Here is a 19,852-nt window from a genome sequence, read left to right as displayed (position 1 = left end):
CGACGATGCAATTCGGTTTGTTCATGACGTTGCCTGCCCCGGAGCCGAAGCCGGCAGCCGAGCTCTACCAGCGCGCGATCGCGATGGCCGAAGCCGCCGATACGCTCGGCTTCAGCCACCTGTGGCTCGCCGAACATCACTTCACGAACTACTCGCACTCGTCACGGCCGCTGATGCTGCTGTCCCATATCGCCGCACGCACCCACCATCTGCGCCTCGGTCCGGCGATCGTGCCGGTGCCGCTGCATCATCCGCTCGTGATTGCGGAAGAACTCGCCACGCTCGATGTGTTGAGCGGCGGACGTGTCGAAGCCGGGCTTGGCAGCGGCTATCAACGCTATCAGTACGAGCGCTTCCAGCTTGTCAAAGGCGCCACCTCCGCCCGCGACGACGAAGCGATCGACGTGCTCTTGCAAGCACTACGCGAACCCGTGTTCTCGCACCAGGGCGAGTACTTCAACATTCCCCGCACCGGCCTCGTCCCGCAACCGCTGCAACGCGCGATGCCGGTATGGCTCGTCGTCAATTCGAGCCGGCGAGCGTCGGTCGAACAGGCGGTGCGACGGCGCGCAAATCTCTTCACCGGCGTGCTCGAACCCATTTCGAAGCTGACCGACGTACGGCGCCATTATCCGGACCTCGCCCCTGCACTCTCGACTGTACGCATCGGCACGCAGCGGCCGGTGTTCGTCGCGCAAAACGAAGCTCAGGCCCGCGAGGCTGTCGAACATGCGCGCTGGAACGGACGCGCGACGCTGCGCCTGCGTCACGACATGGGCGACGTGGTGGACGGCGTCGTGCCGGACCAACCGCTACCCGACGAACCGTCCGACGACGCGCTACGCAACGATTTCCTCGTGATCGGCACCGCCGACGAATGTATTCACCAATTGCGCCGGATTCAAGCCGGCCTCGGCTGCGATTATTTCAGCGCGAGCTTCTGGTTTGGTTCGATGCCGCATGAGATGGCGATGGAGTCGATGCGCCGGTTCGCACGCGACGTGATGCCCGCATTCGCGAACGGTGCGCTTGCAGCGACCACCCAGCAAGCGCCGGCATCGCGCCCGCAATGGGAATCCACCTTGGCGTGGTGAACGCATTCAGCGCGCATGACACGCGTTCCTGCGCACGACGTTTGCATCTGCCACGTTCGCATCCTCGGCCCTCACTTCGGACTTCCAGCACTGCAATGTGACGTGGCGATGAAAATTCGTCATCGTCGGCGAGTTGCCGACGCGACCGTCCTCACATGGGAGACCGCTCGTGCCATTCGGGATTCGCAACCCTTTCTCACGCGGCGCACCGCCCGTTCAGCAACAGCAGCAGCCTGCGGCCCCGCAGGCGAATCAGCCGCAGAACAATGTACCGCTGCCTGAAACGAGAGTGGTTGGCGGCCCGCTCGACAAGCTGCGCGCATTGCGCAACCATCTGCCCAGCGCGCCAGTGCAGACGCCGCTTGGACCAGGGCAGACGCATAGCGACCCGATGCCGCAAGGCTCGCCCCTGAACGACCTGACCGGCAGCGGTGCGAACAGCGCCTTCACGCCGTTCCATGCACGGACCACCGTGCGCGCATCGCGGCCCGCGCCGGACATCCTGCCAAGCCCTGGGCAAATGCACACGCCGAAGGCCAACGCGAGCACTCCGCTTGGCGTCAATTCGCACAACAACACCAACGTGAAGACTGCGGTCGGCAAGAACGAGCGAGCCTTGTCGCAAGCAAGCACCGAACTGCGCGACCCGGCCAGGGCCGACGCGCATCTTGCCGAGAGCTTTCCGGCTGAAGCGGGTACGCAGTTCGCAACCGAGCGCGACACGCTGCTGGCCAATATCCGCGACGCGATTCCGCAAGGTCAGCGCGGCGACCCGCCGCTCGCGAAGTCGCGCTATCTCGGTCACGCGCTCGCCGAAGCGACTGGCGGCAACGTGCAACGCGCAAGCGACGTGCTCGGCGTGCTGCAAGGCACGATCCAGAATCCCACTCCGCAGCAGACGCGCGACGCGTTCGCGACTCGCTGCGCGATGGCGCGCTCGCGAGCCGCGTTTCACGCGCTGCGCAACGTCGAAGCGGCGCCGCCGATGGGAGGCAACATCCAGGCGCCGACCGACCGCGACCGCAAGGTTCACGCGGAAGCCGACTGGCAAACCTGGCGCGCCGCCGACACGCTGTTGTCGGCATGGCCGAACGGCATGGAAAAACCCGGCACGCTGCCCGAACTCGCGGCATCGGCCAACGCCATGCTGCCGGCCGCCGAACGCGACGCCAACACCCAGGTCGCGCAAAGCCAGCAGCAGGCCGCGATCAGCCTCGCGCTGACGCCGCATACGCAGACCGCCAAGGCGATGCTGTGCGGCAACGCATTGCTCGAGAGTCCGCGCGCGCAACCGCAAACGCATCTTCGATCAGCCTACCTCGCGCATCGCAACGGCATCGCCGAAGCTGATGTCGGCCAGGTGCAGAATCGTATGTACTCGGTGGTCAAGCATGCGCAGCGCAACGCGACGTCGGCACGCACCGGCTCGTGGATGAATCGCACGGCGCAGCGATTTCGCAGCGGCGTCAAGCAAAGCTTCGGCCACGAGAAGGATCCGATCTCGGCGCTCGGCATGGGCACCGCCGGCGGTCTGATGGATCATCCGGACAAGGACTTCAGCACGCTGCAATCCATCGACACGGTGGTCGACGCGCTAAACACGCAGGTGGTGAACGCGCCGCACCGGCAGCGCGGCCAGGCGCCGGACAACGCGACGATGAACGCCGCTGTGCGCGCCGCCGCGCTACGCAACTGGAAGGGGAATATCGGCGCCAAGGGCTGGTTGCGCGACGACACGAAATTCGGCCGTCTGCAACGCAATCAGATTGCGCGCGACGTTGCTGGCGCGCTGAACGTCGATAAGGACACGGTGCGCAACAGCCCGGCGTTCCGCGATCTGCCGAAGATGAACGCCGAGACGCTGCGCGCCTGGGCAACCGAGTCGGGCGCGGATATGAATGCGCCGATCGGCGCGACCAACCGCACGCTTGGCCAGAATCTCGACCGCATGCAGGCGATCCGTCAGGATCCGGTGGCGACGCCGGCCACGCCGCAAGGCAACATCGATTCGTTGTGCCATCTGGTCGAAAACGTGCCGAAGACGTGGAGCGTGCAGATGTCGAGTGGCGGCGTCTACGGGCTCGACGCGAACATCTCCGAGAACATCGCAACCGCGCTCGGCCTCGTCGGCGCGCCGAGCGCCTCGGTAGCGCCGGACGTGCGCTATCTGAAAGGCCGTCACGCGCTGCTCGAAGTCGGCTCCACCTCGCATCACGGCGAAATGTTTATCGGCACCGACAACCGCAAGTCCGCGCACCTGGGCGTCGGCGGCTTCATTGGCTGGTCACTCGCTGGCGGCAAGGCGATGGCGAGCGGCTACGGGTCCGTGATTGGCGGCCGCGACACCAGCAATCCGCGCGGCGTGGTAATCCGCACGCCGTTCGACCAGACCGGCAACAACGACCCTGAGGCCTGGCGCGGCAAGATGACCGACGTGGTGCGCACGCTCGGCGGCTCCGGTCCCGGCGGACAACTGCCGCGCACAAAGGACGAAATGTGGAATGGCATGGCGGACAGGTTCTTTGCCGATCCGGATGTGTCGATCGGCTGGGTCGACAACAAGAGCCGTTCGAATTACGGCTCGCTCGCGGTGACGGGCGGCGCGCGTTATGTGACCCCGGCCAACGTCAAGTTCGGGCCGCTCGTAACGGGCGAGGCCGTGTTCAGTTCGAGCAAGGCTCACTCGACCGATCAGAGCGGCGCGCGCAATGTCGACAAATCGAGCAGCGGTCATCGGTTCGCAGTCAATGGCAGCGCCACGCTGGTATCGAGCCCGCCGCCCGTGCCGATCGGCAACGCCGGGCCATTCAATTCACTGTCGTTTTCGAGCGCACCGCTGGTCGGCTTCGGCACGACCTTGCTGCAAACGGGCACCGGCTCGACGCTGCGGCTCTATGAAGAGAGCGGCGACATCGTGCCCGAGCGCACCTATCGCGACACCGAATTCACCAGCGTCGGCAATTACCTGCAATACATCGACAGCCGCAATGATGCATGGGCGCATTCGGTAAACGGCGGCCAGAACGCATTGAACACGTACCAGACCAAGGTCAAGCTCAACGCGACGCGCGGCAATCAATACTATGGCGAGCGGCAGCGCATCGTGCCGGAAGCGGCTGCCGAAATCAACGCGTATCGCGGCACGCTGCGGATGTTCGAGCAGGGCGGACGCACGCCAACCCAGGACGAGCAGAGGGAAATGCTGCGGATTCGCGGCGAAATCGCGCGCTTGCTCGAATCGCCGACAAGCTGGACGAATCATGTGCTGTACAGCTACGAGTCGAATTCGGCGTCGCGCACGTCGGGGCTCTCGTATGTCGGCACGGCGCAGGCGGTCAAGCAGGTCAGCGCGCAGCGGGAACTCAGTTCGTTGTCGGTGCCTTGACCGTGAACTGAGCGCGCCTAGCCTTCGAGCACGGCGCGCACCCGCTCACCCATCGCGTCGAAACGGGCGCGTTGGCTGAGCGCATAGTCGCCGTATGCGGCAACCAACGCGCCGCGCACACCGTCGTTCTGCAGCGATGCGATGGCTGCGAGCGCGGCGTGTGCGCCGTCGTCGCCATCGCATGCCGCGCTCCATGACTCGCAACCCACCTCGCTCAGGAGACGTTCGATGCGCGCGTCCATCGAGAGCCCGAACACCGGCACGCCATGCGAGATCGCGAGTACTGCCGCGTGATAGCGCGTTGTCACCACGCATGCTGCATGCGCGACCGTGGCGGCCACTTCGTCGAGCGTATGCGGGCCGCGTCCAACGATGTCGATTGGGAATGGGACACGGGCCGCCAGATCGGCGCAAGCGCCGCTATCGAGTTGCTCCATCCCCACCAGCACCGGCGTGTAACCCTGCTCCCTCAAGCCGACAGCGATCTGCGCGAAGCGATCGAGATAGGCGTGATAGGCCTCGGCGCGCGCCGTGTTCCAACTGTGAAAATGCAAAGGACCATAGCGCAGCGATGATGCCTCGCCGCGTGCGTCGAGTTCACGCGCCCGCGCGGCGTCGGCATGCACTGGCCACCAGAACGGATTGTTCGGGCATAGCGCGACGCGGCGTGAACCGGGCGACGCGTCGTTGCTTGTGTCAGCGGGCGCCCGATAAGTCCATGCGGTATCGGCGCCCACTTGTGCGCTAACGCCGAGCGAAGCAAGTTGTACACGCGCAGCGTCGTTGCGGCAAATGACTTCGCCGGCTTGCGCATTGCGTTCGACAAAGCGCGTGAGCGCAGTGCTCATCGTGCCGCTATCGACACCGTATGCAATCGCCGGCCGCCGATGCGCATGCGCAAGCGCAATCCCGCCGATCAGCACGCCCGCCAACGAGTCGGAAAACTTCGACGTATAGGTCGAGCCTTCCACGTTCAGCACGAGATCGGCGTCGCGCACGGCGGCGTCGAGCGCATCGGGCAGATAAGGCAGCGAAGGCGTGAGCCGCGGCGTGCCGGCAAGCAGCGGATGATCGAAGCAGTCTCCGAGCGCAAACAGCGTGATACGCGGCTCGAGCAGGCGACGCAACTGGGCGATCGTCTCAATCGTACGCAGATCGGCGCCGGTGTTGCCCGCGCCGCTATAGCCGAGCAGCAATACGCGCGGCGCGTCACGATTCGCGCCTGGATCGCAGCGGCCGGGCGCACGCCGTGCCGCGTTGATGCGTTGCTGCATGTCGTCGAGAAACACCTCGTCCGGCGCGGGTGAGCTTGCATAGCGATTCAACGCGGCAAGCGAACGCTGCAACGGGCTCTCGACAATATCCCAATCCATCACGTCGCTCCCAAAGCTTGCGCGAGTTGCTGCATTTGCAGCGCGCCGGAATACGGTTCCACCGCCACTTCGATGATCGTCACGCCGGCGTGATCGCGTGCTTCGGCGAGCGCCTCGTCCAACGCGTCGCGCGTCTCGACACGGCGATGCGCGAGCCCGAACGCCTGCGCGAGCGCGCCGATATCTAGTTTGTAGGGATTGCGGATCGTGCGCCGATAGGCCGGTGCATGCGCAATCGGCAAAAAGTCGAAGATCGCGCCGCCGCCGTTGTCGACCACACAGATGCAGGCTGGCGTACACACACGTTGCGCGCTCGCCAGTGAGGAAAGGTCGTGGATCAACGCCTGATCGCCGAGCAGCAGCAGACCCGCATCGCGGCGCGCGAGCGCTTCGCCGATGAACGTCGCCATCGTGCCGTCGATGCCGCTCACGCCGCGATTCACATAGATGTCCTGGCGCGCGGCGCGTACGTCGTAGCCGATATCGGCGTGACGCATCGACATGGAATTGCCGAGATGAACGAAGGCAAAGCCGGGCGCCGCCAGCACGCAATGAACCGCCGACACTTCGCCCCAGGCGAGCGATGCGACGCAAGCGCGCCGCTCGCGTGCGCCGTAACCGGCGACGCTTGCCCAGCGGTCGCGCCAGGAAAAGGCGACGGTCGGGCGAGGCGGCGTGGGTGCGTTGGGACTGGCGTCGGCATGTGTACGCCGCTGCACTGCTTCGGCCAGCGCTGCGGCAATCTCTTGCAGCATCGCCGATGACGGCGCAACCAGCACGTCGCGTGGATCCAGAGCCGGATGCAGATAGTCATGCGCCACACGGCAAGGCGCGATCTTGATCGCCGGCACGTCGGCGTGTGCTTCGAGGTACGCGTGCAGCACCGGCATAACCGGCGCGAGGCCGAAGCGCACGATCAGTTCCGCGCGCGCCGATGCGAGCCGTGCGGCACCGCCGAATACATCGAATGCGTTGACGATCAATGCGCCCGCCGCGCCGCGCGCGGCCGCTTGCGGCGCCAACGCCGACGGCCCCGATCGCAGCCCGCTGCCCGCGTCGGCTAGCACGGGAAAGCCACTCGCCGCGGCCAGCGCGAAAATCGCTTCGAGTGGCACGCCCGGTTCAGGGCCGACCACGATCAACCCGTTGAGGCCGTTACTGAGCGGAACGCTACCGCGCTTCGCAAGCACGCGAGCCATGACGCGTTCGACGATATGCGCGGGAGACGCTTCGGATACGGGGGACGCGGCATGATCGTGCAAAGCCACCGGAGTCCGTGCCGCGCGGACCGTTTCGAACGAAACCGGCTGCGTCTCAACCGCATCGTAAACACCCGCGAGCGGGACATTGATATGCACCGGACCACGCGTCGGCCGCTGTGACGATGGATGCACATCGGCGCGCGACAAGCTGTCATCGACGTCCGCCACGCCCTTGGACATCGCAACAAGCGCTGCCGCGAGCGCATCACGGGCTTGCTCCAGAGCCTGCACTGCATCTTCAGGATCTTTCAGGTCCGCCTGCGCGCGCACGAACGCGCGAGTCACGCCGAGATGATCCGCCATCTGTCCAAAACCGGTGCCGCGCAGCGCACGTGGCCGGTCGCACGTCAGTACGACGAGCGGCACGTCAGACGCATCCGCTTCGGTCAGCGCGGGCAAGACATTCGCTACCGCCGAGCCGGACGTCGTGACGATCGCGACCGGTTCGCCGCTCGCCTTCGCGATTCCGAGTGCGACGAAGGCGCCGCTGCGCTCATCGGTGCTGATCATCTCGACGGCAATGTGCGGATGTCCGTCGAACGCGAGGCACATGGCGCTCGCGCGGCCACCGGGACACAGCACAGCACGACGCACACCGGCCGCGCCTAACATCTCGACGATGAATTCCACCCATACCGCGTTCAGCGATTCGCCGCTTGCCGCGCCGGCTTCGCTCAACGATTCACTGCCCGTCGCGGCAGATTCGTATCGTAAAGCGCTTGCCGTTACAGCCGTTTCGTTCAGCAACTCACTGTCCATTGCTGTGACTTCGCCAGGCAATTGATCAACTCTCACCGCAACATGAGGAACGGCGCCCATCAAGCCACCGCTTGCGACGTACCCGCCACCGGCGTAATCGCAATCGTGCGCACGGGCGCGGGCGCCGTGCCCTGCTCCGCCGCAATCAACCGCTCCATCACGCGTCGTGCGCGAATCGCGCCGGCGTCGATCGGCAGCAGCGCCGGCTGCATCGCCCAGAAGTCGTGGTCGCCGAGATTCTTCTGTTGCGCTTCGAGCATCGGCAGGTCCTCGCACTCGAACGGCTTCATCAGTCCTTCGACGGCATAGCGCACCAGGCCGCGCGCCGCGTCGCCCATCTCCTTCGGCAAACCGAACGCGAAGAAGTAATGCGTCGTGCGTTCGGTCTCCGGCGTCAGCCAATGCGCGGACGGCGCGATCAGCCCCGCTTCGCGCGGCATGCCCGCCGCGGTCACGCCGACCACGATCGAGAGCAATCCAGGCGGCGTCCAGCGCACGTCCATCCAGCGATCCACCCGCGTACCGGGCGGAATCCCGAAGCCTTGCGCGACGAACGGCTGCAACGCTTCGTCGTAAGCGCTGCGGCGGACCCAGACAATGTCGTCGAGACTGCCCGACTGCACGTCGCCGCGCGCGATCGCCTCGCTGCCCAGCGTATCGGGATGAAGAAACTGGAAGTGGCTCAGATCGAGCAGATTGTCGGCGCTCAGCTGATAGTGCGCGCGCGTATGCAGGTAACCGTCGTGTGTGACGTTAGCGGCGGGATCGACGAACGGAAACGACGGCAGCAAGGCCGCATCGGCGCGCGCGGGGTCGCCCGGCCAGAACCAGATGGCGCCGTAACGTTCGAGCGAAGGGTACGCACGCACCTTCGCGCCGGCCGGCACCCGGCCGTCGCCGTGAGGATTGTGCACGCACTGTCCGTTCGCACTGAAGCGCAGACCGTGATACGGACATTCGAGCACGCCGTCGACGATACGGCCTTGCGACAGCGGCGCGAAACGATGCGCGCAGCGATCGTCGAGCGCGATCGCGCGCTGTTCCGCATCGCGATATAGCACCACAGGCCGCCCGAGCAGCGTGCGCGAAAACGGCACGTCGGCGCGGACCTCGTGGGCGAAAGCCGCGACATACCACGCGTTTAACAGAAAGGACATGAGCGCACTCGCAATGGAATCGGCACAAGAAAAAAATGCGCGGCGCCGCATTGGCGGCCACCTCATGCGAGTGTAAATAGCCGCTCATCCCACAGATTCAACAAAGCTCAGGGAAATGCGAAGCCGCATTCCTTAAAACGCGCTTTTCAGATTCTCAACAAAAATAAATACGGCTTGCAACGCTGAAAGGTACTGCGAACCTTGCTTCGCGTGCGATTCCCGGCGATGCGGGTCTCTTTTACCCGTTACCGAATGCATGACGGTAATTGCTGCCGAAATCGTGTTTAGAAGTGCATCTCCCGGCTAATAGCCGCGATCTGTCTGGTTATTGACCGGATCGAAACGATGCGAAACAAATTCTCCATCTTTCATGCAATTTCAATGCGTCATGCGATGAAACAATTCGTTACAGCCCTGATATTTTAAGGGCCGTAATTTTCGGGACACGCAATGCGGTTTGGGAAGCAACCTTAGGCATCAGTCCCGGGAGGGCATGTTGAAATTCGCCGTGATGACCACCAGCAGCAGTCTGTTCAATCTGATTTGCCAATGCTTTCGCGACGATACGATCGAATGCTGCCGCTTCCTCGATGACGTCGCGCTCTCGCGGGCGATCTATCGGGAGGACTATCACGCCATCCTTGTCGACGCGGCAACGGGCATCGATGCAACGCGCGCAGTGTTCGCGCGCCGTGCCTGCTATGGCGACCGCCGCGCGCCGTTGATCGTGATCGGCGCATTTGCCGATCGTGACAGCATCGAACGGGCCTTCGAAGTTGGCGCCGACGATGTCGTGCTCTCACCGATCGATCAGGGCGAACTCGAGGTACGCACCTACCAGGCGTTGCGCCGGTTCCAGTCGCCGCCACCGTTGCAATCCGAAGACCGGGCCGAACTCGGTCCTTATCGCCTGGACCGTCGTACCGGCACGGTGCTGGTGGACGAACGCGAAATCCGCCTGACAGTGCGCGAATTCGCGATTGCATGGCTGCTGTTCTCACGCGCCGGTGAATACGTGAGCCGCAGACAGATTGCCGGTGCGATCTGGAGCAGCACGGAAGATATCGTGGGCCGCACGCTCGAACAGCACATCTACAAGCTGCGCAAGAAGCTGGGGCTGAACGGCGCGTCAGGCGTCCAGCTACGCACGATGTATGCGCACGGATATCGCGTCGAGTTGTGCGATGGCAAGGCGGATGCCGACGCCATCATGCCGGGGATAGTCCAGGTCGAGCAGACCGTGGATGCGATTACGGCGATCACTGAAGTCGTCGACATCGCTCGCCACGAAGCGAATATAGAATGCGTCGGGCAAACAACGCGCCCCTCCCGAACGCTCGACGTCCATGCAAAAGACAGCGAAGCCGCTCGCAGCGCACAACCATGGGGCCAGTATGCGGCCATGTGGCACAGCGGCACCGCGCACTTCGTGCACCCGGTAGCGGGCTTCACGGCGCGCGGGGCTGAATCTCCCGGCAGCGATTCTTCGTCGGCATTGACGTCGTTCTCGATTCCCGCCGCGCTGCTAGGGAGCAACGGGCGGCGCCGCTAAACGCCGGCTAGGGGACGCACGCCACCGCTAAAGCGGAGCATCGAACGCATATAGGGGCGAGCGCTGCGTGCGCCTGCCCCTCGTTTCATAACACAGCCCTCGATTACAGATCCAGCACCCGTGGCGACAACAGGAAGACGCGTTCCATATGCGAGCGCGAGTCGTTGTTGTTGCGGAACAGTGCGCCGATAAGCGGAATCTTCGACAGGCCCGGCACACCGGTCACGCCGTTCGAGTTGTTATCCACGCTGTAGCCGGCGATCAACAGGCTCTCGCCCTGGCCGACAAAGGCCTGCGTATTGATCTCGCTGCTGGTGATCACCGGAATGTTGTCGACCTGCTGGCCGGTCAGCTGACCGTCTTCGATATGCACCTCGAGTTTGATGCGCGTCTGGCCATCTTCCTGCACGACCATCGGCAGCACGCGCAGCGAGACGCCGGTCGATACGCTATACAGATCCGCCGACGTATAGCCGGACACACGCACGAAGAACTTGGTCTTGTTGTCCATCACGGCCTCGACGTTATCGAGCGTGGCGACCTTCGGCGACGCGTCGATCTTTGCCTTCGAGGTACTCTGCATCGCATTGACGCGCGCCATCAGGTAACGCCCCGCATCGCCGAGCACGGCGGTGATCGAGGCGCCCACCGGCGTCGCGGAAACCACCGTGGTGCCGTCGGCAAGCGTCGTGGTGCCGAAGTTCGGATTGATCTGGCCGTTCGCGTAGCTGTTCTGCTGATACGTTCCCGTGCCGGTCTGGAAGTCGAGGTGACTGTTGTGCGCGCGCCAGTCCACACCGATTTGCGCGAGCACGTCGTCGTCGATTTCGATGATGTGCGCTTCGATCTCGATCAGCTTGGGCCGCGTGTCGAGCTGATCGATCAGCGACGCGTACTGGTCGATACGCTGCGGCGTATCGCGGATCAGCACCGAGTTGGTGGTCGGATCGGGCTGCATGATCGGCAAGCTCAGATCGCCGCCGCTCGGCTGGCTCGTCTGCGAAGCGCCAGGCGCGTTCGCGTAGCCGACACTGCCCGTGCTGCCGTAGTTAGAAGGCTGCGCGTTGCCGACCAGGCCGCCGAGCGCGGAGCCTTGCCCGTCTGCCATATTGGGCGGCAATGGCGGATTCATGACCGGCGCGCCGCCACTGTTGCCGCCGCCCACGTCGTTCATCGGCTGCACGCGTTGCATATTCGGCGACACCGAGGTCTGCGATTGGCCACCGCCCTTCTCCTGCTTCGCGTGATACATGTTCGACAGCACGGTGGCCACACCCGGCACCGTGATCGTGTTGCCATCGATCTGCACCTTGTGGTCCGCGGCCCAGGCGTGCTTCAGCTTGAACACGCGAATCACGGAGCCGCTGCGGCGGCTCGCGTTCTCGTCGAGGCGTCGGGCGATCTCGCTCACCATCTGCACATATTGCGGCGGGCCGTTGACGATCGCCGTGCCCGCGCTTTCGTCATATACGACCGGAAAGCGCGCGTCGTCGACACTCATCGTATGCAGCGCGGCGCGCAGATCGGAAGCGGATGCGTGATCGAGCTTGATCACCTGATGCGTGACGTCGTTGGCGCTGCTGATCGACAGCACGCTGCCGTCATAGAACCAGACAAAACCGAAGGTCGAAGCGAGCGTATCGAGAAAGCGCTGCGGCGACATGTCGAAGCGGCCCGTCACCGCGCCCTGAACATTGCCCGCGATCGACGCGGCCACGCCCTGGCTCGCGGTGAAATCGCGCAGCACGTCTTTCAGATCTTTGCCTTCCACGGCGATGTGCACCGAGGTGCCACGCCATCGCACGGGAGCAGCGCTAGCAGGTTGCAGCGCGCTCAACGTCAGGGACGCCGCGAGCCACGCGGCGCAGAACAGCGTCTTCGATTTCATGGAGTCGACTGTGTGAGGGTGATGGAAAAAACCGCGAATACCGAAACGCGCAGCAGTGGCAACAAAGCGGCGGCGTTATCGTTCAAGCGTTTCGGACGGCGCTTCATGAAACTGCTTGCGATAACCGTTCACGAGCGTCGAGCGGTTTTGCACGCCCCACTTGCTCGCCGCGCCCAGCACGCCGCGATCGCTCGAATACGACCGGTCGGTGAGTTCCGCGCGAATCCGCTCCATGCGTTGACGGCGGATCAATTCGGTTGGCGACAGTCCGAGGAAATTCTTGAAGGCGCTTTGCAACGCACGTTCGGTTACGCCGATCTCCGCGGCCACTTCGCGCACTGAAAGATCGCGCCTGTCGAGATTGTCGAGCACGTAGCTATATGCGCGGCGGTACTTGGCCGGTAGACGTGCGCCGACATCGTCGAGTTGCGGCGAGGCCTTCGCGCTGCGCTGCAGGAACGGCGCGCGCACTTGCGAGTCTTCGCGCAGACATTGCATGGCCACGAGCGCATAGCGGCTATAGAGTTGCAGCGACTCCTGCGCACGGCCTTCGGCTTGACGCGTTTTGGCGCTGCAGTAGAGATATTCGAGCTGACGGTGGCCGGTGGTGCCGTTGCGACCAATCTGATGCAGCGGCTCCAGAATCGAACAGGCCAGATGCGGCGCCGCGCCGGCCAGTGTCGCAAGCGCAATTTCGAGGCGCAGCGTGCGCTGATAGTCGCCGATTCCCTGCTCGCGCGACCACTGCAAATGACGCTGCAATTCGCCGATCGCATCTCGATCCGCGCAGGCGGCCAGACGCAATTGCTGCAGATAGTCGATGCGCGCGCGCAGCAACGGCGAACGCACGCCGAACACGGCGCGTGCAAGGCTGTCGACGCTCGCATCAGCCCCCTGGCCCGGCCGCGGCACGCGTTCGCTCGACAAACCCGATTGCCAGTAAACGTGATCGCGCAGCGCCGTCGCGTTACGCACTTCCATCTGCACGGCGAGGTCGAAGCGCAGCGTCGAGAGCAGCGCGTGCCAATGGCCCGCTGCATCGTCGAGATCGCGTTCCACCCGCTCGACAAGGTCGTCGATGGCGTCAGCGGCTTCGCTGGTGCGGCCCAGTTCGTAGAGCACGCAAACAATGCCGAAGTGCGCTTCCACGGCACGCGCCGGCTCGATTTCAGGTTCATCGGCGACACGCGAGAAGCACGCTAGCGCCGTGCCGAGCCGATGCCGGAAAAATGCCTGCCATGCGGCGTTGCGGCATGACGCGGTGCGGATCGCGTGCTTCGACGAACGGATCAGCTTTTGCGAGCGACGGTAGTTCTCCTCGGCCTCGACTTCGATGCCGAGCATCAGTTGCAGATCGGCGTGCAGTTGCAGTGCGTGCGGCGCGAATTCGGCGTTGCCGGCTTCGTCGGCCCAGCGGCTCGCCAGCTGACTCGCGGCGTTCAGCTTGCCGTCGAGCAAGGTATCGAGAAATCGGCCGGACAGTGCGGTGTGAGCACAGGGTGCGGGCGTTGCGAGCGCGGATACCACGGGGAAGTAAAGCATCGAGAACATGGACGACTCCTCTGAGTGCGGGAACGCGTCGCAAGCGGCATGCGCGATGCGTCGAGTGGAGTCAATGTAGCGAGGCGCACCAAACGAAGTTTCAATTAATCTGATATTTGCGGCGCATTTGAGAAGGTTTGAGATTTGCATCGGCGCGGCCGCGCAGCGACGTTCTGCAAGGCATTCTCAACACAAGCTCAAGGCTTGTTCGGCGGACGGGAAGAGTTCGATGTATTCGGCGCCTTCGTCGTTTCGTTAAGCACGCGAAACTGCGCCTCAAGACCGCGCAAGGTCACCTGATCGCGCACCTGGTCGACGAAAATGCCGACGAACAGCGCCAGCATCAACACCGTCACCGCGCCTTTGACCGGCTGGCTCAGCGTCATCAGATCGAGCTTCGATGCGGACTTCGCGGCAAAACCAAAGGCGAAGTCGACCAGCAGCAGAATGAACATCATCGGCGCGGCGAGCTTGGCGATGGTTTGCATTAGCGTGTCGGTCTGCGTCAGCACGAACGATTCGATGATGTTCGACACGTTCGGCCCCGCCGAGACGATCGGCCACCAGTGATACGACTCGTATAGCGTACCGAGCAGAAAGGTCATGCCGCCGAGCGCCCAGAACGCAACGGAGGCGATTTGCCCGAGCAGCGTGGCGGTCGGCGTTGATTGCTCCTGGCGCGTGGGATTGGTGATCTGCACGTTGTTGTAGCCGGTCAGATCGTCGATATAGGTGCCCGCGCCTTCTGCAACCCAAAACACGACCGAGGCCGCGAAACCGATCACGAGTCCAATCAACGCCTCGCGCAGACCGACTTCCAGCAACATGACGCCGTGCAGCGATTGCATGAACGCGACGGGTTGACCGTACGCCACGTAGGAGCTGAACAGCAACACGACTGCATTACGCACCACGCCTTGCAGCAAACCGTCGGCAGTCGGCGGGAAAATGAACATCACGATGAACAGGCGCAGCGAGCACACGCCGATCAACGTGATGTAGCCGACCAGCAGCGTGCCGAGTTGCGGCAGCGCGGAAAAGATGTCGTTCATGCGGGCGCTCCGCGCGCCTGAAAACGTCGCGCGAGCGCGGTTTCTTCGGCCTCCTCGTCGCTCGCGTCGCTAGCCGCGTTTTCCTGAGCGCGGCGGATATCGCGAATCCGTTCGCCGCACAGATCGATGCGGCCTTGATTCAGGGCGATCTCGCGTTGCGTCTGCGCGATCGCCGCAGTATTTTCCTGCACGGCGGCTTCGGCTTGCGCGAGTTCCGCTTCGAGCACGCGCAGCCGGTCGTTCACCACCCCGATGTACAAACGGCAGTTGTTCAGGTCATCGAGCGAGAACGGTTCGGTGCCCGTCATCATGCCGTCGATGCGATGCTGGTAGAACTGCAGCACGCCGGCTTCGTGCGCGACCTGGTCTGCCTTTGCATCGCGCGCGGCTTCGAGTTGCAATTGCGCGTTGCGCTGCGCGGTAAGCGTCACGCGCAAAGTTTCGTCGAGACGCCGGCGCCGCGTACACGATCGCTCGAGCGCGACGATGCGCCGTTGTTGCATACCCATCGATCCTGCCGCCATCAGCCGAGCCCGCTCAGGTCGTACAGCAGCGCTTCCGTTTCGTTCGGCGCAGCGTAGTCGCCGGTGCGTTGCGACAGGAACGCCTTGATCGCGTCAGCCTTGGCGATGGCTTCATCGGCCAGCGGATTGGTGCCGGGCTGATATTCGCCGATCTGCAACAGCATCTCCACCTCGCGATGCTTCGCCATCAATTCGCGAATCCGCGCCGCAGCCTGCACGTAAGCGTCCGGCACGACCTGGGGCATCACGCGCGACAAACTGCCGAGCACGTCGATCGCGGGGTACTGGTTCTTCGCCGCGATCTCGCGCGACAGAATCATGTGGCCGTCGAGAATGCCTCGCACTTCTTCCGCGATCGGATCGCTGCCGCTATCGTCTTCGGCGAGCACGGTGTAGAGCGCGGTGATCGAGCCGGTTTCGCCCATGCCCGCACGTTCCAGCAAACGCGGCAATTCGGCGAATATCGACGGCGGGAAGCCGCGTCTTGCGGGCGGCTCGCCGGCAGCTAGACCGATCTCGCGGCCGGCGCGCGCAAAGCGCGTCAGCGAGTCCATCATCAGCAGTACGCGCTGGCCACGGTCTCGGAAATACTCGGCGATTGCAGTCGCGACGTAGGCGGCTTTCGCACGCTCCATCGACGAACGGTCCGATGTCGCGCATACCACTACCGAGCGCGCCATGCCCTCTGGTCCGAGGATCAGTTCGACAAACTCGCGCACTTCGCGACCGCGCTCGCCGATCAGCGCGATCACGTTGACATCGCACGAAGCGCCGCGTGCGAACATGCCGAGCAAGGTACTTTTACCCACGCCGGCCGGCGCAAAGATGCCCATTCGCTGGCCTTCGGCGAGCGTCATCATCGCGTCGACGGCGCGCACGCCGGTCGGCAATGGCGCCTCGATCATGCGGCGGCTCATTGGGTCGGGCGGCGCAGCGAAAATCGGTCGTAGCGTATCGGAATGAATCGGCGGACCGCCATCCACAGGTTCGCCGAGACTATCGATCACGCGGCCCAGCAGCATGTCACCGACTTTCACCGCGAGCGAGCGGCCGAGGCCGATCACCTGAGTCGAACGCGAAATGTTTTCGAGGCGGGAGAACGGCGAAAGCAGCGCGACGTCGCGCGTGAAGCCGATCACCTCGGCATGCTGAAGCAAGGTGCCGTTCGGCGCGCGCAACTCGCACAACTCACCGAGCGACAGATCGAGACCGGCCACTTTGATCAGCGTGCCGATCACTTCCAGTACTTTGCCGGTGCGAGTCACACCCGGCACGGCGAGAATCTCGCGTTCGATCTCGTCGGTCAGCCGGTCGAAATCGACGGTTCGGGTGAGCCACGGAGTGCTCATGCTGCTTCCTCGTCATTGCGCGGGTCGTAGCCGTCGGCGTCGTTGTCCGCATCGGCTGACGCCGGCTCGTCGCTGTTTGCATCGGCTTCTTCGACCGAGCGTTTCAGCGCACGTGACACGGCACTGCGCATGGCGCGCAATTGCGTGTCGAGGCTCGCGTCGACGGTGCCGAAATCGGACTCGCAAACGCAACTGCCAGGATCGAGCCGTTTGTCCGCGATCACAGAGAGCGGAATCGGCTGGCCGAGATCGCGCCAGCGCGAGGCGAGCCGGTCGAAGGTTGCTTTGGCCTCGGCGTAGTCGTCGGGGTGAACGGCGACACGCAGATAGGTCGCGCCCTCCACGATGCGGTCGACGGTCGCGAGCGCCCGTTCGAACAACGCCTCGTGACGCTCCACGCGCACGATCTGTTCGACCGCCGACGCCACGATCTGCGCGAGCCGCTCGCGCATGCGGATCTGCAACTGGCTCTGCGCATCGGCGACGTCGGCGAGACGCTGCATCCAGTCGGCGAGCGCGCGATCGCAGCCGTCGCGGTAGCCCTGCTCGCTGGCGGTGTCGTATTCGCGCTGCGCCTGTTCGGCGATTTCGGCGGCCTGCGCATGGCCTGCATCGACGATGCGCGCCGCCTCGTCACGCGCGTCGGCGAGCAGCGCATCGCGTTCGGCTGCGAGCGCCGCATAGGCTGCGTCGATCGAGACCAGCTCGCCGAAGGTCGCGCGGGGAATCACATCCGCTGCCGCGCCGACTCGGGCGAACGAAGCGTTGGCATCGATTTCGCCAAAGGCGGAGCGCGCGTGCTTCAACCAAATAGCCATGCAAACTCCGGTAGCAGGTCGGATAGACGCGCGAAGAGGCGTGCAGAGCCGGCAGCATCCAGCTCTTCTGGCACGGACGCGAGCCATGCGGGAGTGGGCAGCACACGCGGCAATGCAAGGCGCAGCAGCGGAAACGGCACACGCGCGCTTTCGTTCGTGCCGCTTGCGCCGCTCGTTGTGTTCGTGCCGCCCAGATCGCGCAACAGCAGCGCGCAGCCTTCTACCGCCAGCGTCCCGGCATCCAGCGCCGTCAACGGCGGCATCGCGGCGCGCGCGGCCAAACGTGCGATATCGGGCGCATCGGCGAGATGGGCGTCCTGAGTGAGACGGTCGATGCCCACACCCGTCCATTCCGACAGTTGCGATCGCGTGCGTTTGTCGATCAGACGACGCACCTCGGCGCGCCGGAACGACAGCGCACGCATGCGCAGCACCTGCAGTGCGTGCTGGACCGGCAGCACATCGAGCAGCACGGCATTCGGCTGTACGGTACCCGCAGGCGTCGGTTTCAGCGCGGCATGAGTGAGCGAAGCGAACGAAGGCGGCTTGACACCGACAGCATCAGCGAGAGCCTGAGAACAGGCTTGAACCGCTGCTGCACCGGCACGCTCGAGCGCGCCACGCCAATGTTCCAACTGCGCCGCGTTCGCGCCGAGCAACGCGGCGCTCCACGACGGATCGGCCCACTGCGCTGCAGTAGCGAGGTTGCGGCGATACGAATCGAGCGCCGCGGCCACCCGCATGAAAGGCAAATCGGTCGGCGCGTTCATCGTAGCCGCGTCGCCGGATCAGTTCGCGGGGCGCAGACGGCGCAAACGCGCCAGCAATCCAGCGAAGCGGCCGCTCGCGGGCTCGCCCGTTCCAGTGCCACCCGCCGCCTCGCCGCCCGGCCGTCCCGCCAGTACGCCACGGCGCGCCAACACCAGGAGCGCTGTGGCGGCCAGCACGACCACACCGGCCAACACGCCCATCAGCCACACCGGCATGCTATTGCTCTGCGGCAGTTGCGAGTATTCGACCGGGTCCGCCGCAACCGCGGTTACGCTGACCTGATCGTAGGTGAGCCCTTCCACGCTATGCATGACGAGCGTCTTGATCTGCGGCACCAGCGCGCCGATATCCGAGTCGCGCCGGTACTTGATGAACACCGCCGCCGACGAGGGCTTGATGGTCTGCGCCAACGGGTCGTTGTTCGGCAACACGATCTGCACACGCGCGACCAGCACGCCGTCGATCTTCGATAAGGTCGACGACAACTCCTGCGACGTGCCGTAGATGAATCGCACACGTTCTTCGGTCGGCGTCGAAACCAGGCCGTCCTTCTTGAACAAAGCGCCGAGGTCGTCGAACTTGTTGTGCGGCAAACCGCGCGCGCGGAGCACTTCCATGGCGCGCACCATCTGCGCGTCGTCGACGTCGAGCGACCAGGTCTTGCCCGCGTCCGACGTATCTTTCGACGCATCCACGCCGCGTTCCAGCAGCGCGACCACCATCTCGTTGACGTCCTGCTCGGACAGGTTGCCGTACAGCTCTTTCTTGCAGCCGCTCAGCGTCACGCATAACGCGAGTACGCAGAGTAACGGTGCGGCGCGGCGGCGGATCGGCAATCGGTCGAACATGGTGGCGGCGTCTCGCATCGTATGCACAAGGTTCGCGAAGGCGCAGCGCCACGTTCAGGGTGGCGTGCGCAAGCGCGTTACTGGTTCTTCATCAACGTTTCGATCGCCGACTTCGACGAATCCACCACGCCCATCTTCGCTTCCAGATCGAGCTGCGTGCTGGCAAGTTCGAGCGTCATGCGAATCGTGCCCGCGCTCATCTCGTTCATCGTCATGTTCGGCGCCTGCTCGGCGAGTTGCAGCGCGTCGTTAACGGTGTGCTGCAACTCGGCGTCCTGCGACGCGACCAGTTTCGAGGCAACCGCGGTGCCATCCTGCTGCGGCGTGGCGGGCGCGCTCATCGGCGACTTCTGCATCAGCGACTGGAACTTGTCGGCCATTTCAGGCGTGGTCTGCGCGGCCGGCGCGGCGCCCGCACCTTGCGACATCTGCTCGAGCGAGGCTTGCAAGGCGGTCGTGGTGGCATTGACGGTCATGT

The 19,852-nt window shown here is 64.3% G+C and carries 15 protein-coding genes; 3 read left to right on the top strand and 12 right to left on the bottom strand.

Annotation, left to right across the window (positions count from 1 at the left end):
- Positions 1-5 precede the first annotated feature (5 nt).
- Entirely contained in the window at positions 6-1,094 is a 1,089-nt protein-coding gene (locus tag M0D68_RS09520; protein ID WP_200618461.1) for an LLM class flavin-dependent oxidoreductase, read from the top strand.
- Between the two features lie 169 nt (positions 1,095-1,263).
- Positions 1,264-4,479 carry a hypothetical protein gene (locus tag M0D68_RS09515; RefSeq protein ID WP_200618462.1) on the top strand — a complete coding sequence of 1,072 codons (3,216 nt, stop codon included), beginning with the start codon at positions 1,264-1,266 and terminating at the stop codon, positions 4,477-4,479.
- Positions 4,480-4,496: 17 nt separating this feature from the next.
- On the opposite strand, the gene M0D68_RS09510 is transcribed toward M0D68_RS09515, so the two are convergent.
- Genes M0D68_RS09510 through M0D68_RS09500 form a run of 3 tightly spaced genes read right to left on the bottom strand, consistent with a single transcriptional unit; the run spans position 4,497 to position 9,030 of the window.
- Positions 4,497-5,852 (bottom strand): polysaccharide pyruvyl transferase family protein, encoded by a 1,356-nt coding sequence (locus tag M0D68_RS09510; RefSeq protein WP_200618463.1) that lies wholly within the window; start codon positions 5,850-5,852, stop codon positions 4,497-4,499.
- Positions 5,852-7,873: a 2-succinyl-5-enolpyruvyl-6-hydroxy-3-cyclohexene-1-carboxylic-acid synthase gene (gene menD / locus M0D68_RS09505; RefSeq protein WP_200618464.1), complete on the bottom strand. Its 2,022-nt coding sequence runs from the start codon at positions 7,871-7,873 to the stop codon at positions 5,852-5,854. The genes M0D68_RS09510 and menD overlap by 1 nt, the downstream gene beginning before the upstream one ends.
- Positions 7,874-7,932: 59 nt before the next feature.
- The gene (locus M0D68_RS09500; protein ID WP_200618465.1) at positions 7,933-9,030 is read right to left on the bottom strand and encodes an aromatic ring-hydroxylating dioxygenase subunit alpha; all 1,098 of its coding nucleotides are present in this window, start codon (positions 9,028-9,030) and stop codon (positions 7,933-7,935) included.
- Between the two features lie 493 nt (positions 9,031-9,523).
- Here M0D68_RS09500 and M0D68_RS09495 point away from each other — a divergent pair, with 493 nt between their 5' ends.
- Positions 9,524-10,582, top strand: a complete 1,059-nt coding sequence (locus M0D68_RS09495) for a response regulator transcription factor (RefSeq protein WP_234486558.1) — start codon at positions 9,524-9,526, stop codon at positions 10,580-10,582.
- A gap of 103 nt (positions 10,583-10,685) precedes the next feature.
- On the opposite strand, the gene sctC is transcribed toward M0D68_RS09495, so the two are convergent.
- The 9 genes from sctC to M0D68_RS09450 form a co-directional block, all read right to left on the bottom strand.
- Positions 10,686-12,470, bottom strand: coding sequence for a type III secretion system outer membrane ring subunit SctC (sctC, locus tag M0D68_RS09490; protein WP_200618466.1), 1,785 nt, complete (start codon positions 12,468-12,470; stop codon positions 10,686-10,688).
- Positions 12,471-12,545: 75 nt separating this feature from the next.
- Positions 12,546-14,021: a helix-turn-helix transcriptional regulator gene (locus M0D68_RS09485; protein WP_266224216.1), complete on the bottom strand. Its 1,476-nt coding sequence runs from the start codon at positions 14,019-14,021 to the stop codon at positions 12,546-12,548.
- A 188-nt stretch (positions 14,022-14,209) separates the two neighbouring features.
- Entirely contained in the window at positions 14,210-15,064 is an 855-nt protein-coding gene (gene sctT / locus M0D68_RS09480) for a type III secretion system export apparatus subunit SctT (RefSeq protein ID WP_200618468.1), read from the bottom strand.
- On the bottom strand, positions 15,061-15,567 hold the full coding sequence (locus M0D68_RS09475; protein ID WP_200618469.1) for a type III secretion protein HrpB7: 507 nt from the start codon (positions 15,565-15,567) through the stop codon (positions 15,061-15,063). The genes sctT and M0D68_RS09475 overlap by 4 nt, the downstream gene beginning before the upstream one ends.
- A gap of 20 nt (positions 15,568-15,587) precedes the next feature.
- Positions 15,588-16,937, bottom strand: a complete 1,350-nt coding sequence (gene sctN, locus M0D68_RS09470; RefSeq protein WP_093641312.1) for a type III secretion system ATPase SctN — start codon at positions 16,935-16,937, stop codon at positions 15,588-15,590.
- Entirely contained in the window at positions 16,934-17,755 is an 822-nt protein-coding gene (gene sctL / locus M0D68_RS09465) for a type III secretion system stator protein SctL (protein ID WP_200618470.1), read from the bottom strand. The genes sctN and sctL overlap by 4 nt, the downstream gene beginning before the upstream one ends.
- Complete coding sequence (locus M0D68_RS09460) at positions 17,740-18,525, bottom strand: type III secretion protein HrpB4 (protein ID WP_200618471.1); 786 nt, start codon at positions 18,523-18,525, stop codon at positions 17,740-17,742. The genes sctL and M0D68_RS09460 overlap by 16 nt, the downstream gene beginning before the upstream one ends.
- An 18-nt stretch (positions 18,526-18,543) precedes the next feature.
- Positions 18,544-19,374, bottom strand: a complete 831-nt coding sequence (gene sctJ / locus M0D68_RS09455) for a type III secretion system inner membrane ring lipoprotein SctJ (protein ID WP_200618529.1) — start codon at positions 19,372-19,374, stop codon at positions 18,544-18,546.
- 77 nt (positions 19,375-19,451) lie between these two features.
- On the bottom strand, positions 19,452-19,850 hold the full coding sequence (locus M0D68_RS09450) for a type III secretion protein HrpB2 (protein WP_093641324.1): 399 nt from the start codon (positions 19,848-19,850) through the stop codon (positions 19,452-19,454).
- Between the last annotated feature and the right edge of the window lie 2 nt (positions 19,851-19,852).

It is taken from the genome of Paraburkholderia sp. SEWSISQ10-3 4, assembly GCF_030464785.1.
GTDB lineage: Bacteria > Pseudomonadota > Gammaproteobacteria > Burkholderiales > Burkholderiaceae > Paraburkholderia > Paraburkholderia aspalathi.
Note: the sequence above shows the minus strand (reverse complement) of the source record. Positions and strands in the feature narration are given on the sequence as shown.